This window comes from Streptomyces sp. NPDC057638 (genome assembly GCF_042800315.1).
Classification (GTDB): Bacteria; Actinomycetota; Actinomycetes; order Streptomycetales; family Streptomycetaceae; genus Streptomyces.
Genome location: NZ_JBHVHF010000224.1, coordinates 1 through 13,800, shown reverse-complemented (window position 1 = coordinate 13,800; position 13,800 = coordinate 1). Strand labels below are relative to the sequence as shown.

Genomic DNA, 13,800 nt, shown 5'->3' with positions numbered 1-13,800 from the left:
GGCCGCCGGGCCGAAGGCCGCTCCCGCCGGGGCTCAGCCGAAGGCCGCTCCCGCCGGGGCTCAGCCGAAGGCCGCTCCCGCGGCGGGCTCAGGCGAAGACCACCGTCCGCCGCCCGTTGAGCAGGATCCGGTGCTCGGCGTGCCACTTCACCGCGCGCGCCAGCGCCTGGCACTCGACGTCCCGGCCGACGGCGACGAGCTGGTCGGGGGTGAGGTCATGACCGACCCGCTCGACCTCCTGCTCGATGATCGGGCCCTCGTCGAGATCGGCCGTCACGTAGTGCGCGGTGGCACCGATGAGCTTCACTCCGCGCGCGTGCGCCTGGTGGTAGGGCTTGGCGCCCTTGAAGCTCGGCAGGAAGGAGTGGTGGATGTTGATGATCCGGCCGCTGAGCCGCTTGCAGAGGTCGTCGGAGAGGACCTGCATATAGCGGGCGAGGACCACCAGCTCGACGTTCTCCGACTGGACCACGTCCAGCAGCCGGGCCTCGGCCTCGGCCTTGGTGTCCTTGGTGACCGGGATGTGGTGGAAGGGCACGTGGTAGGAGGCCGTCAGCTCGGCGAAGTCGGTGTGGTTGGAGACCACGGCCGCGATCTCCACCGGCAGCGCGCCGATCTTGGAGCGGAAGAGCAGGTCGTTCAGGCAGTGCCCGAACTTGCTGACCATCAGGACGACCCGCATCGGCTGGTCCGGGCGGTGGATCTGCCAGTCCATCTGGAAGGAGTCGCCGACCGCGGCGAAGCTCGCCCGCAGCTTCTCCACCGTGACGGGCGGATCGGCCGAGAAGTGGACCCGCATGAAGAAGAGTCCGGTGTCCCGGTCCCCGAACTGCTGACTGTCCTCGATGTTGCAACCGGTGATGAAGAGATAACTCGACACGGCGTGCACAATGCCCTGTTTGTCCGGGCACGAGAGGGTGAGGACATACTGGTCAGTCATCCTCGTAGGGTGCCACACCGAGCCCTCCGACCCGAAGGACGTCCAGGGAGTGGGCCCGGGATCATGGGCGACGAGGGCGTTTCCGATCGGGGCGCGGACCGCCCGGCCCTCACCCCGTGCGCGTCAGGATCCGCAGCGCGTCCAGCGAACGCGGCGGCACATCCGGGTCGTCCCCGTCGTTCCCCGCCAGCCGCACATGGGCCTCCCGGCACGCCCGGACCGCCTCCGGCCAGGCGTGGTGGTCGAGATACGCGGTGACCGGGGAGTCGGCACCGACCTGGTGGACGATCCGCAGCACCCGCAGCACGGCGACATCGACGAGCGAGGCCTCCTGCGCGTCACGGAAGATCGTGCCCACGTACTTCTCGGCGGACCAGTTGTCCAGCCAGGTGTCCTCCACCAGCCGGTAGACGGCGTCGGTCACATCGCCGTACCCCTCCTGGCCCGCCACCCAGGTCTCCCGCTGGAAGACCGGGTCGGAGAGCATGTGCAGCGCCGAGCGCACATTGCTGCGCCAACGCCACCACGGCATGTCATTGAGCGGCATACCGCCCATGGTGGAGGAGCGACGGCCGCGACGGGAAGAGGGAGCGGTACCTGGCTGCACGTACTCGATCGTACGTTCTGACCTCCGGCGGCGTGGCGGCCCCCCGTAATTCACCCCGCCGCCACCCGGCGTTGACGAGCGGACACACCACCGTTACCCGGCTGACGGAACGGTGAGGGCCCATGACCGGTAGCCCGCACGCGCTCCCCCGCCACACCCCCGCCCGCACCGCCTCCCGCCGCCCCCGGCGGCCCCCCTTCCTCGTGGGCGCTCTCGCGCTGGCGGTACTGGCCACCGGCTGCGGCCTGCTCCCGGGCTCCGGCTCCCGCGCACCGATCACCGTGATGACCTTCGCGCCCGAGCACACTCCCGGCACCAATATGCCCGGAATGCCCGCGATGGCCCTGGCGTACGCACGCTGGGCCAACACCGAGGGCGGCCTCGACGGCCATGAACTGCGCGTACTCACCTGCGACGAACTCAACACCTCCGCCGGGGCCGCCGACTGCGCCCGGCGCGCGGTGGACGAGGACGCCGTCGCCGTCGTCGGCTCCTACAGCCAGCACGGCGCCTCCTTCATGGCCCCGCTGGAAGCGGCCGGCATCCCCTTCCTCGGCGGCTACGGCCTGACCGACTCCGAACTCACCAGCTATCTCTCCTACCCCGTCAACGGCGGCCAGCCCGCCCTCCTCGCCGGTCACGGCACCCAGCTCGCGGACGTCTGCCGCCGGGTCTCCCTGGTCCGCCCCGACTCCATCGCGGGCGACCGCCTCCCCGGCCTCCTCGACTCCGGCCTCGCCCCGGGCGGCCTGACATCGACCGACCACCTCGCCCCCGAGGACGCCACCGACTACACCGCCGTCGCGGCCCGCGCCCGTCGTACGGCGACTGCTCTGGACACGGGTACGGGTACGGATACGAGGACGGGCGGGCCCGACCGGTCCTCGCTGCCCGGCTGTGTCACCGCAGCGCTCGGCGACGCCACCGAGACCTTCTTCGACTCCTTCCGGCGGCTCCCCGAGGACGACCGGCCGGTCAGCGTCTCCTCCGTACTCGGCAGCGTGGACCAGTCCCTCATCAACCGCACCGGCGGCGCCAGAGGACTCTTCGAAGGGGCCCACCTCACCGGCTGGTACCCCGAGGCGGGCGACGACCGCTGGAACCCCATGCGCCGCGTCATCGACGAGCACGCCTTCGGCGACGACCGGATCGACCCCACCAACGCCGGGGTCCAGACCACCTGGATCGCCTACACCGCGCTGCGCGAGGTCGTGGAGAGCCTCGACCAGGACGAGGTCACGGCCCGGGACATCACCCGCGCGCTGGACGGCGGGGTACGGGTGGACACCGGAGGGCTCACGCCGTCACTGCGCTGGACGTACGACGACCTGCTCGACCTCGGGGGATTCCCGCGCGTGGTGAACCGCTCGGTGACGCTCCAGGTGGTACGGGGCGGCAGGCTGGTGGCCCAACGCGAGACCTTCCTCGACGTCACCCTGACCCTCACCACCACCCCCAGGACCTAGAGGCGGTCGCTGGTGCGGGTGGGGAGGCCGTAGCGCGACGCGATCGGATTCCACAACCGCGCCGCCTCCCGCTTCGCCTTGCTCGCCCGCTCGCTCGCCCGCTCGGCCCGCCCCGCCCGCTTCGTCGCCTTCGCCTTCCCGTCCACGCAGTACTTGTCGCTCTTGACCTGCTTGGCCCAGGCCGCGTAGTGGTCGTCGGCGATGGCCGAGTAGCGCCAGGCGTCGGTGAGCGCCTCGGTCAGGTCGTCGTCGCGGGGCAGTTCGCGTACGGAGAGCTTCTCCAGCCGGTCCACGAGGTCGCGGCGGTCGTCGGCGGCGGCGCGCAGTTTGCGCGCGGAGCGGTCGAGGTTGTCACAGCTCTTGATGTCGGAGACGGAGCCGACGACGTCGCCCCGGCGTTCATTGCTCTGTTCCAGCAGCCGGTCGAGTGCCTGCGCCTGTCGTTTGGCCGGGTCGCTCTCGGCCGACGCCTCGCTGGAGGGCGCGGGCGAGGGGGCGGCGGGCGGACGGGAGGAGGCGGCCGCGACGGGCTCGCTGCCCTTCCCGTCGCCGGAGGAACCGCTGTCGAACATGAGGGCACCGGCGCCGAGTCCGACGACCGCGCATCCGACGACGACGGCGGCGATCACCGGGAGCGGCATCCGCGCGCCCTTGCCGTCGGAGTGGCGCCGCCGTGCTCCGCCGCGTCCGGAGCCCGCGCCACGGCCTCCACGGCCGCGTCCGCCCTCGGCCGAGGCCTCGGGCACGGGGGCGGGGGCGGGTACGGGGGCCGCCTCCTCGCGGAAGAGGTTGTCGAAGTCGCCCGCGGGCCGGTCTCCGGGCGCGCCGGGGCGTATCCCGTAGGGCGCGGCGGTGGGCGCGGGCGGCACCGGCTGCTGGCGCTGCTGTGCCGCCGTCTGCCGGGCACGGCGGGCACGGCGCGGGGAGGGCATCTGTTCGCCGCCGTGCGCCCCCGGGGGCATCGCTCCCGGGGTGACGGGCGGCATCACGGTGGTGGCGTCGGGCAGGGGCCCGTCCGTCACGGGCGGGATCACCTGCGTCGGGTCGGCACCTCCGTACCCCGGCCCGTCACCGACCGGCGGGATCACCTGCGTCGCGTCCCCACCGCCATACCCCGGCACCGGCGGAATGACCTGCGTCGGGTCGGCGCCCCCGTACCCCGGCACGGGCGGGATCACCTGCGTCGGATCGGCGCCCCCGTACCCCGGCCCGTCACCGACCGGCGGGATCACCTGCGTCGCGTCCCCACCGCCATACCCCGGCACCGGCGGGATCACCTGCGTGGCGTCCGCCTGCCCCGGGTACGGGTGTTCGCCCGCGAAGGGCGGCAGCGGACCCGGAGCGGGCGGGGTCGCGTGGTGCGGGGACGCCGGCTCATAGCCGGGCGGCAAGGGCGGTGACCCGTCCGAGGGCAGGATCACCCCTTCGCGCGCGGGACCGGCCGAAGGCCGTTGGTCTCCCTGTCCGCTCTGCGCCACCGGGACCCCTCCATACGAACGACGTTGCTGCAACCGTCGGGTTACGGTACCGGGTGCTCCGGGGCGCTCGTACCCGCGTTCGGCGGGAAAACCGCCGCCGACCTGGGGGAACGGCGACGGGCGGGGGTGTCTGTGATGGTCCTCACGGCGGCGGGCGCGAGCGGAACGGGCGGGGTGCGCGGGGGCTCACGCGGCCTGCGCCTCCAGCCTGGCGCCGAAGTCGCGGACGGCGGGCTCCTCCGCGTACGGCTGGAGCCGCTGCTGGAAGTCCTCCAGGTACTCCGCGCCCCGGCTGGAGCGCAGCCGCCCCAGCAGTTCCACCGCGCGGGTCCCGGTCTGGCACGCCTGCTCCACCTCGCGCTGCTGCACCTGGGCGCTGGCGAGCACGATCATCCCGATCGCCCGGCGCCGGGCCCGCGCCTCGGGGTGGCCCTCCAGCGCGGCACTGGCCTGCTGGGCGGCGGCCTCGGCCTGGCCGAGATCGCGGTAGCAGTGGGCGAGTTCGTCGGCGAGGTAGGCGCGGTCGAAATGGCCGATCCACGCCGGGTCGTCACCGGAGCCGGTGTCGGCCCGGTCGAGCGCGTCGAGCGCCCGGCCCGCCACGGCCTGGCAGGTGCGGGCGTCGCCGAGGAGGGCGTGGCCCCGGGCCTCGGCGGCGAAGAACATCGCCTCGGCGCGCGGGGTGATCTGGCCCCGGGCGCCCTCCTGCGCGGCGCGGGCGAGCTGGGCGATCTCGCGCGGGTTGCCGAGCTGGGCGGCGAGATGGCTCATGGAGGCGGCGAGGACATAGCCGCCGTAGCCGCGGTCCCCGGCGGCCTGGGCGAGCCGCAGCGCCTGGATGTAGTAGCGCTGGGCGAGTCCGGGCTGGCCGGTGTCGACGGCCATATAGCCCGCGAGTTCGGTGAGCCGGGAGACGGTGGCGAACAGTTCGCGGCCGACGGACTCCCGGTAGGAGCCGGAGAGCAGCCCGGAGACGACGGAGTTGAGGTAGTGGACGACGACGGGCCGGATGTGGCCGCTGCCGAACCGGTGGTCGAGTTCGGTGAGCGCGCTGGTCATCGCGCGGACGGCCTCCACGTCGGAGGTGCCGACCCGGGCTCCGGCCGTGCGCGCGACCTGGATGTCGGCGCCGGTGATCAGCCAGTCACGGCTGGGTTCGACGAGCGCGGAGGCGGCGACGGTGGCGCCGGAGAGGAAGTCGCGGCGGCCGACGTCGCTCCGCCACAGCTCGCAGACCTGCTCGATGGCGCCGAGCACGGTGGGTGAGAACTGGAGGCCGACGCCGGAGGCGAGGTTCTTGCCGTTGGCCATGCCGATCTCGTCGATCGTGACCGTACGGCCGAGTTTGCGGCCGAGCGCCTCGGCGATGATGCCGGGCGCGCGTCCGCGCGGCTGCTGCCCCCGCAGCCAGCGCGCTACGGATGTCTTGTCGTACCGAAGGTCGAGTCCCCGTTCCGCGCCGACCATGTTGACGCGGCGGGCGAGCCCGGCGTTGGAACACCCGGCTTCCTGAATGAGCGCCTGCAACCGTTCGTTGGGCTGTCGGGCGACGAGTGGCCTGGCTGCCATGAGTAACCCCCTGAGAGGCCGCGGTGATCCACTCAGGGATCATTGCCCGGCTGTCATACGGAGAATGCAGAATTGATAGACATTGCGAGACTTTGAGGAACTTGGTCTGTTTTCCGGAGGCGGCCCGAAGGCGAACCCGAGGCGGTACGGACATGACCCGGATCCGGCCCGCAGGTGGGCGGATCCGGCCCGGACATGGTGCGGACATGGCCCGGGAGTGGTTCCGGAGCCGGTCCCGACTCCGGTGCCGGCGCCCGTCCCGGTACCGGTTCCGGAGCTGGTCCCGGCCCTGGCGCCGGAGGCGAATCCGGTGGTCACGCCAGAGACGGTTCCGGCGCCGCCGCCGGTGCTGGTCCGGAGCCGACTCCGGTGCTGTTCCCGGAGGTTGCTCCGGTGGTGATGGCCGGAGGTGGCTCCGGTGGTGGTGCCGGTGATGACTCCGGCGGTGGTGCCGGTGATCCGCCCCCGCGGCGGCCCGGAGACCGCGGTAGGACCGCCGGGCGCCAAGACGTCTCGCCCCCCTTGTACTAGGAGGTACCCGCCCGCCGCCGACGGTCTCGGTACGCGCCCCCGTCCGTGCATCCATGCGCCCCATATGCGGGATCATGATCGTGGGCGAGGCGTAGAGCGCCCGTAACCCAAGGTGACGGCGGGAGTTGAGAGGGTCGTGGAAGAGACCATCGGAGTCACAGAGGCCGCGCAGATCCCTCAGCAGCGGGGCGAGCAGCTGCTGGATCACGCGGTTCGCTATACGGAAGAGCGGCACTGGGACGTGTTCCCCGGCACCTGGCTGGAGGCCGCCGACGGCCGGGAGATCTGCTCCTGCGGGGACACCGACTGCGCCGCGCCCGGCGCCCACGCCACCGGCCCGGACTGGGCGAGCCAGGCCACCGGCAGCGCCAGCGGCGCCCGCCGCATGTGGGGCAAACATCCCAAAGCGTCGATCCTGTTGCCGACCGGCCGCACCTTCGACGCGCTCGACGTGCCGGAGTCGGCCGGTTTCCTCGCACTCGCCCGGCTGGAGCGGATGGATCTGCCGCTGGGGCCGGTGACCTGTACTCCGGACCGCCGGATGCTCTTCTTCGTGCTGCCGGGGGCGGCGCTGAAGGTGGCGGAGCTGATCCGGGGTCTGGGCTGGGCCCCCAGTTCCATCGATCTGATCGCCCGGGGGGATGGGCACTATCTGGCGGCCCCGCCGACCCGGGTCGGCGCGATCGGCGCCGTGCAGTGGGCCCGACGCCCCACCTCCGCCAACCGCTGGCTGCCGGACGCCGAGGAGTTGATCAGCCCGCTGGCGTACGCCTGCGGCCGGGAGGCCGCCGCCGCCCGGGTACGCGGCGCGTAGCCGGACCACTGCCCCACGATCCGGATCCGGGTGCGCGGCACGTCATCAGCCCCTGGCCCACGATCCCGGTCCGGGTCCACAGCCCCTGCCGCCCGACCCGCGATCCCGGTCCGGCTGTCCGGGGCGTAAGGCTCTGACCTGCGATCTTCTTACGGCGCGCGGTGAACGGCGCACGGCGGCGGAGAGACTCCCGCCCGCGGCATTTAGGCAGTGCCTACATAAGGTGGACCCGTACGGACGCGGCCAACATCTGGCACGCACGACATATGGGGACAGACCGAAAGGCAGGGCACCATGCCGGATGACCAGGCGACGGGAGCCATGACGGCGGGCGCATCGGTGACGGCGCCGCCCGCCGTTCATGTCGAGGGTCTGTGGAAACGTTTCGGCGAACAGATCGCCGTCTCCGGAGTCGATCTCACCCTCCCCGCGGGGCGGTTCATCGGGCTGGTCGGCCCCAACGGGGCCGGGAAGACCACCACCCTCTCGATGGTCACCGGGCTGCTCCGCCCCGACCAGGGCCGGGTCCTGATATCCGGCCATGACGTCTGGGGCGACCCGGTCGCCGTCAAGTCCCGCATCGGTGTCCTGCCCGAGGGGCTCCGCCTCTTCGAGCGCCTCTCCGGCCGCGAGATCCTCTCCTACGTCGGACGCCTGCGCGGTCTGCCCGGCGACGAGGTCGACCGCCGCGCCGCCCAGCTCCTCGACGTCCTCGGCCTTGAGGGCTCCCAGCACAAGCTGGTGGTCGACTACTCGACCGGTATGCGCAAGAAGATCGGCCTGGCCGCCGCGCTGCTGCACAACCCGGAAGTCCTCTTCCTCGACGAGCCGTTCGAGGGCGTCGACCCCGTCTCCGCCCAGACCATCCGGGGCGTGCTGGAGCGCTACACCTCCTCCGGCGCCACCGTGATCTTCTCCAGCCATGTGATGGAGCTGGTCGAGTCGCTGTGCGACTGGGTCGCCGTGATGGCCGGGGGCCGGATCCGGGCCCAGGGTCCCATCGAGGAGGTGCGCGGCGACGCGCCGTCGCTCCAGAGCGCCTTCCTCGAACTCGTCGGTGCCAGCGGGCGGGACTCCGGACAGTCGCTCGACTGGCTCGGCGGCGATGCCCGATGAGCGCCACCACCGCGCCCGCCCCCGCGTCCGCGCCCACCGGTTCCGTACCCGGGGCGGCCACCGGGACCCTCGTCGCCACCTTCGTCCGGCTGAAGCTCTCCCTGCTGGGCAACGGGCTGCGCCAGTCCGCCGGCCGCACCACCGTCTTCGTCATCTCGCTGGTGCTGACCCTGCTGCTCGCGGCCGGTCAGCTGCTCGGACTGGTGCTGCTGCGCGGCAACGAACACGCCGCCTCCGTGGCCGTGCTGCTCACCGGGGTACTGGCGCTCGGCTGGGCCGTGATGCCGCTCTTCTTCCCCAGCGGTGACGAGACGCTCGACCCCAGCCGTCTGGTGATGCTGCCGCTGCGCCCCCGACCGCTGGTCGTGGCGCTGCTGACCTCCTCCCTGGTGGGCATCGGCCCGTTCTTCTCCCTCTGTCTGCTGGTCGGTTCCGCCATCGCGCTGGGGTACGGGGCCGGGGGAGCCCTTGTCGCCACCGTCGCCGTCGTACTGACCCTGCTGGTCTGTGTGGCGCTCGCCCGCGCGGTGGCCGCGGCCAACATCCGGCTGCTGACCTCCCGTAAGGGCCGTGACCTCGCGCTGATCAGCGGACTGCTGATCGCGGTGGGCATCCAGATCGTCAACTTCGGTGTCCAGCGGCTCAGCCAGAGCGGCGGGATCGCCGAGCTGGAGCCCGCCGCAGCGATCGTGCGCTGGATTCCGCCCGCCGCCGCGATCGACGCCATCGACTCCGCCGCCGACGGCTCCTACGGGACCGCCCTCGCCCAGCTCGCGCTCACCGCGGGCGCGCTGGTGGCCCTGCTCTGGTCCTGGCAGCGCAGTCTGACCCGGCTGATGACCGAGCCCGACGGCTCCACCGTCGCCGCCGCCGGACCCGACCGCTCCGCCCGCTCCGGCGGGCTCGGCGCGCTGCTGCCCGAGGGGCGCACCGGCACCGTGATGCGGCGCTCGCTGATCTATATGTGGCGGGACCCCAAGACCAAGGGCGCCTGGGTCAGCGGGCTCGCGATCGGTCTGCTGGTGCCGCTCTTCAACGCGCTCCAGGGCATGGGCTCGGTCTACTTCGCCTGCTTCGCGGCCGGGATGCTGGGCCTGCACATGTACAACCAGTTCGGGCAGGACACCTCCGCCTTCTGGATGGTGGCGCAGACCCTCTCCACCCCGCGCGACGCCTACGAGGAGCTGCGCGCCCGCGCGCTGGCCCTGCTGGTGATCACCCTTCCGTACAGCGCGGTCGTGGTCGTCGTGATCGCCGCCGTGGTCGGGGAGTGGGCGTTCCTGCCGTCCGCGCTGGGGCTCACCTTCGCGGTGCTCGGTGCGATGCTGGCGACGGGCGCGGTGTCGTCCGCGCGCTTCCCGTACTCGATCCCCCAGGACAGCGCGTACAAGAACGTCGCGCCGGGGCAGGGCTCCATCGCCTATCTGTCGCTCTTGGGCGGGATGCTGGCCTCCACCGTGCTCTGTCTGCCGGTGATCGCCCTCACCGTCTGGATGCACCTCACGGACGGGCACGGATACCTGTGGACCGTGCTGCCGCTCGGCTCCCTCTACGGGCTGCTGGTGGCCTGGGCCGGACTGCGGATCGCCGCGCCGTGGACGGCGGAGCGGCTGCCGGAGATCCTCACGGCGGTCAGCAAGGGGTGACGATCCCGTTCCCCGCGCGGGAACGGCGTACGTACGGATGCGTACGGATGTGTACGGAGGGGGAGGGCCCGGTGGGTCCTCCCCCTCCGTCGTGTGGAGCGGTGCGGGCGGTCGGATACGCCGGGAACGCGGCGCGTCCGCCCGGTGCGGTCAGTCGGTCAGTTCTGGAGCAGGCCCTCCAGCAGGTGGTGGTCCGGCGGAAGGTTTCTGGTGCGGGCGGGGGTGAGACAGCGGGGGTCCAGGCGGATCCGCGCCAGCTCGCGGTCGGCTGTGCCCCAGGCGTGCCAGCCACCGCGCTCCCAGGCGAGCTGCGGCGGGTTGTACCAGCCGTCACCGAGGCCGCCGACGACCGGTTCCGCCTCGGCGAGGTCCGGGCCGAGCCGGTAGACCAGCCCGCCGAAGATCGAGGCGAAGACCTGGCCGCGCTGCACGCTCAGTTCGCCGTAGCTCGGCAGCCTGCCGGTGTGCAGCAGGGTCCTGGTCTCCAGGTCCATCGCGAACCAGGCGCCCGCGAGCCGCTTGTACAGCCCGTACAGCACCCCGTCATGCACGGTGATGTGCTGGAAGCTGGCGTGGCCCGTGACGGGGGCCTCCTCCCAGAGGACCTCGGAGCGGCGCAGGTCGAAGGCGAGGATGGAGGCGCTGGGGCGGGCCGGGGGCACACTGCCGCCGCCCCAGGTGTCCCCGGCGAGATAGACGATCCGGCAGTCGTCCCGGTCGTCCAGCGCCAGCGACATCACGCTCTGGTTCGCGATCACGTCCTTGTGGACGGTGATCCGGCCCCGTCTGCGGTCCAGTATCGTCAGCGCGCCCTTGAGCAGCCCCACCCCCGGCGCGGACGCCACGAGCAACTGGTCCCGCTCGCGGTCGTAGAGCATGTCCGTGGGCCGCTGCTGGTCGTGGTCAATGAAGCCGAGCGAGCGGACCCTGCCGCTGACCGGTTCCATCTCCAGCAGTTCGGTGGAGGGGTACATCGCCGCGTAGACCTTGCCCCGGGCGACCTGGAGCTGTTTGGGCTCGCCCGCGACGGAGGTACGGCGGGGCTTGGTGTCCCGGCCGGGCCGGTGGGTGGTGATGGAGAAGTGGCCGCCGACATGGACGGCGCCCCGGTCCCCGTACACCATCGACTGCACCGGATCCGGGCCGGAGAGCCCGGCGTCGATCAGTTCCACTATGTGCGAGGTGTTGGTGGGCAGATCCAGCCACCACAGCCGTCCGCTGCCCGCGCAGCCGAGGAGGGTGTCACGGTCCAGTGGGACCAGTCCCCGGTGTTCGTCGCCCGGGGTGGGGGCGGCGACCGGCACCAGGGCGTCGCCGTCACGGCGGTAGACCGTGCCGGTGGGGCGGCCGACGCAGTAGAGGGTGCCGTCCTCGGTCACCGTCATGGCGTCTATCAACCGCTCGGCGGCCGGGGTGGCGATCACCCGCGCATCGCTGCCGTCGGGCGCCATGTCGACCAGGGAGCGGGTCAGTCCGGCGATCACCCGTCCGCCCCGGGCGATCATCGCGGCGGCGCCGCCGTAGGGGGTGGGCGTGAGATTGCTCTTGGCGCCCGTGGCGCGGTCGTACGCGATGACATAGCCGGACGGCAGCGTGCCCGCGTAGACGAACCGCTCGTCGGCGGCGATGGCGCGGACGTACTGCTGGCCCGCGAAGGCGACCCCGAGATTACGCAGGGTGCCGGTGTCGGGCCGGTACTCCCAGACCTCGCCGCGCGGGGAGGTGCCCGCGTAGACGGTGCCGTCGGGGGCGGTGGTCAGACACCAGACGAAGCCGCCGGAGGGCCCGACCGTGCCGATGAGCTTGACCTCACCGGTGGCCGGATCGAAGCGGTAGATATCGGGGAACGGATAGGTGCCCGCGTAGATCTGACCGCCCGACACCGTGGACGCCCAGCCGCCCTCGCCCCGGTTGAGACGGACGGTACGGAGCAGCGTGCGGGTGGCCAGGTCGATCTCGCCGAGCACGGGCGGGTTCTGGCCCCGCGCCACGACATAGGCGCGGCCCTCGTGCACGGTGATGCCGACGATGGCGGCGGTCAGCGAGGCGATGCCATGGGTCGACACCGGGTTCTCCGAACAGTGGGACGGGACGCCGGAGGCCGTCGCGGCGCCCGCGCCGAGTCTCGCCGTGCCCGCGTGGGCCGGGGCCGGATCGATGAGTGCTCCCGCCGTGGACGCCAGCGCGACCCCGGCTCCTGCCTGCATTAAACGCCTTCGTTCCATGCGACCTCCCCAGAGATTGGGACCACCGGGCCACCATGCCCGCCGCCACCCCGCAGCGGAAGAACCTGGGCGGAGCGGACGGGACGGGCGTCGGATGATCCCACGCATGGCGGACGGCCAGGGTGTTGATTCATGGTGTTTTCGTAAGAGTGGATGGTTTTTGCCGCGCCTTTTCGAAGAGGCGCGGGGATACCGAAAGGGAGAGCGGACGGGAGGTGGCGGCCATGAGCGGAGAGGGGCGAGCCGGGCGGGAGGGGGCGCACCGGACGGCGCGCTTCCCGGGTGACCCGATGATGGGTCAGCGCCCACCGGGGCGACGGGTCGGCGGCCCGGCTCCCACGCGTGCGCCTCCGGCGGCGCCGATCCCGGATCGCCTCCGCGCCGCGCCTCCGGGAGGCGATGGTTTCCCGTCGAACGGCGATGGCCGAAGGCTTATACCACCGGAGCATCACCGCAGCTCAGAAGGTTGTTCCCGATTGGACCAACCAAGATTGTCCATATGGTGGACATCATGTAGAGGGCATCTACACCCCGCCCGAGCTGCTCGAACGACCATTCGGTCAGGGCGCGTTGGGCGACGGCGGCCGGAAAGCGGTGATCCATGTGCGTTCACTGTTCGCTTCCGCAAGACTCCGGAACGCAATCGCACGACCCACCCTCAACGCACCACCCACCCTCAACGAAGGAGTCCCACCCATGCGTTATCTGCGCGGCACGATCGCGGCGACCGCGGCCCTGGTGCTCAGCGGTGCGGCGGCCGGGACGGCGATGGCCACCCCGCCCACCGAGCCCACCGGGTCGGCCACGGCGGCCGGGCTCTACGCGCCCTCCGCCCTCGTTCTCACCGTCGGCAAGGGCACCTCCGCCCCGACCGCCACCGTCGAGCGCGCGGTCACCCTCAGCTGCGCCCCTCGGGCGATGGGCACCCACCCGGCACCCCGCGCCGCCTGCAACGAACTGCGGACCGTGAACGGCCACTTCGCCGAACTGGCGACCCGGCTGCCCCAGACCCTCTGCACCCGGGAGTACGACCCGGTGACGGTCACCGCCGAGGGCGTCTGGCGCGGCGAGCGCGTCACCTGGAACGCGACGTACAACAACCCCTGCGAGATGGAGGCGACGCTCGGCCAGAGCGCGGTCTTCTCCTTCTGACGGGAGGGTGCGGACTCTTCGGCCGGCCGCGTGCGTGGCCCGGCCCGCCAGGCGTTTCCTGTTCGCTTTCGCCATGGCGTGAAGAGATCCCCCACCACTTCTGATCGAAGATGAGCGCCCCGGGCGCCGTGGAACCCTGAAGCCGATCTCTGAGTGAGTTCACCCGCCGTGCGGCGAACGGCGGGTGCCTCCCGGCCGAGCCTCCCGGCGACCGGAGAGGCGCGCTGACGCCTCCTCAGAGTTCCCGCCCCGGCAC

General features: G+C 72.2%; 10 protein-coding genes. 5 read left to right on the top strand and 5 right to left on the bottom strand.

All coding sequences use genetic code 11. The features are described from left to right. Window positions 1–88: 88 nt before the first annotated feature. Both purU and ACFVIM_RS25325 read right to left on the bottom strand, forming a co-directional pair. On the bottom strand, window positions 89–940 hold the full coding sequence (purU, locus tag ACFVIM_RS25330) for a formyltetrahydrofolate deformylase (protein ID WP_384305480.1): 852 nt from the start codon (window positions 938–940) through the stop codon (window positions 89–91). A gap of 109 nt (window positions 941–1,049) precedes the next feature. Next, window positions 1,050–1,487: a hypothetical protein gene (locus ACFVIM_RS25325; RefSeq protein WP_384305477.1), complete on the bottom strand. Its 438-nt coding sequence runs from the start codon at window positions 1,485–1,487 to the stop codon at window positions 1,050–1,052. Between the two features lie 182 nt (window positions 1,488–1,669). Here ACFVIM_RS25325 and ACFVIM_RS25320 point away from each other — a divergent pair, with 182 nt between their 5' ends. Next, window positions 1,670–3,013: an ABC transporter substrate-binding protein gene (locus ACFVIM_RS25320; RefSeq protein ID WP_384305475.1), complete on the top strand. Its 1,344-nt coding sequence runs from the start codon at window positions 1,670–1,672 to the stop codon at window positions 3,011–3,013. Here ACFVIM_RS25320 and ACFVIM_RS25315 read toward each other — a convergent pair. Then, window positions 3,010–4,035, bottom strand: a complete 1,026-nt coding sequence (locus tag ACFVIM_RS25315) for a hypothetical protein (RefSeq protein WP_384305474.1) — start codon at window positions 4,033–4,035, stop codon at window positions 3,010–3,012. The genes ACFVIM_RS25320 and ACFVIM_RS25315 overlap by 4 nt on opposite strands. 642 nt (window positions 4,036–4,677) lie before the next feature. Next, complete coding sequence (locus ACFVIM_RS25310; protein WP_384305472.1) at window positions 4,678–6,060, bottom strand: transcriptional regulator; 1,383 nt, start codon at window positions 6,058–6,060, stop codon at window positions 4,678–4,680. A 667-nt stretch (window positions 6,061–6,727) separates the two neighbouring features. Here ACFVIM_RS25310 and ACFVIM_RS25305 point away from each other — a divergent pair. From ACFVIM_RS25305 to ACFVIM_RS25295, 3 genes are all read left to right on the top strand, one after another. Continuing rightward, the gene (locus ACFVIM_RS25305) at window positions 6,728–7,405 is read left to right on the top strand and encodes a bifunctional DNA primase/polymerase (RefSeq protein ID WP_384305469.1); all 678 of its coding nucleotides are present in this window, start codon (window positions 6,728–6,730) and stop codon (window positions 7,403–7,405) included. Window positions 7,406–7,699: 294 nt separating this feature from the next. After that, a complete protein-coding gene (locus ACFVIM_RS25300) occupies window positions 7,700–8,521 on the top strand; it encodes an ABC transporter ATP-binding protein (protein ID WP_384305466.1) in 822 nt (273 codons plus the stop codon). Continuing rightward, entirely contained in the window at window positions 8,518–10,167 is a 1,650-nt protein-coding gene (locus tag ACFVIM_RS25295; RefSeq protein WP_384305463.1) for a transporter, read from the top strand. The genes ACFVIM_RS25300 and ACFVIM_RS25295 overlap by 4 nt, the downstream gene beginning before the upstream one ends. A gap of 158 nt (window positions 10,168–10,325) precedes the next feature. On the opposite strand, the gene ACFVIM_RS25290 is transcribed toward ACFVIM_RS25295, so the two are convergent. Next, entirely contained in the window at window positions 10,326–12,374 is a 2,049-nt protein-coding gene (locus ACFVIM_RS25290) for a hypothetical protein (protein ID WP_384305461.1), read from the bottom strand. A 714-nt stretch (window positions 12,375–13,088) separates the two neighbouring features. Between ACFVIM_RS25290 and ACFVIM_RS25285 the strand changes: the two genes are divergently transcribed. Then, window positions 13,089–13,544, top strand: coding sequence for a subtilase-type protease inhibitor (locus ACFVIM_RS25285; RefSeq protein ID WP_384305458.1), 456 nt, complete (start codon window positions 13,089–13,091; stop codon window positions 13,542–13,544). Window positions 13,545–13,800 lie beyond the last annotated feature (256 nt).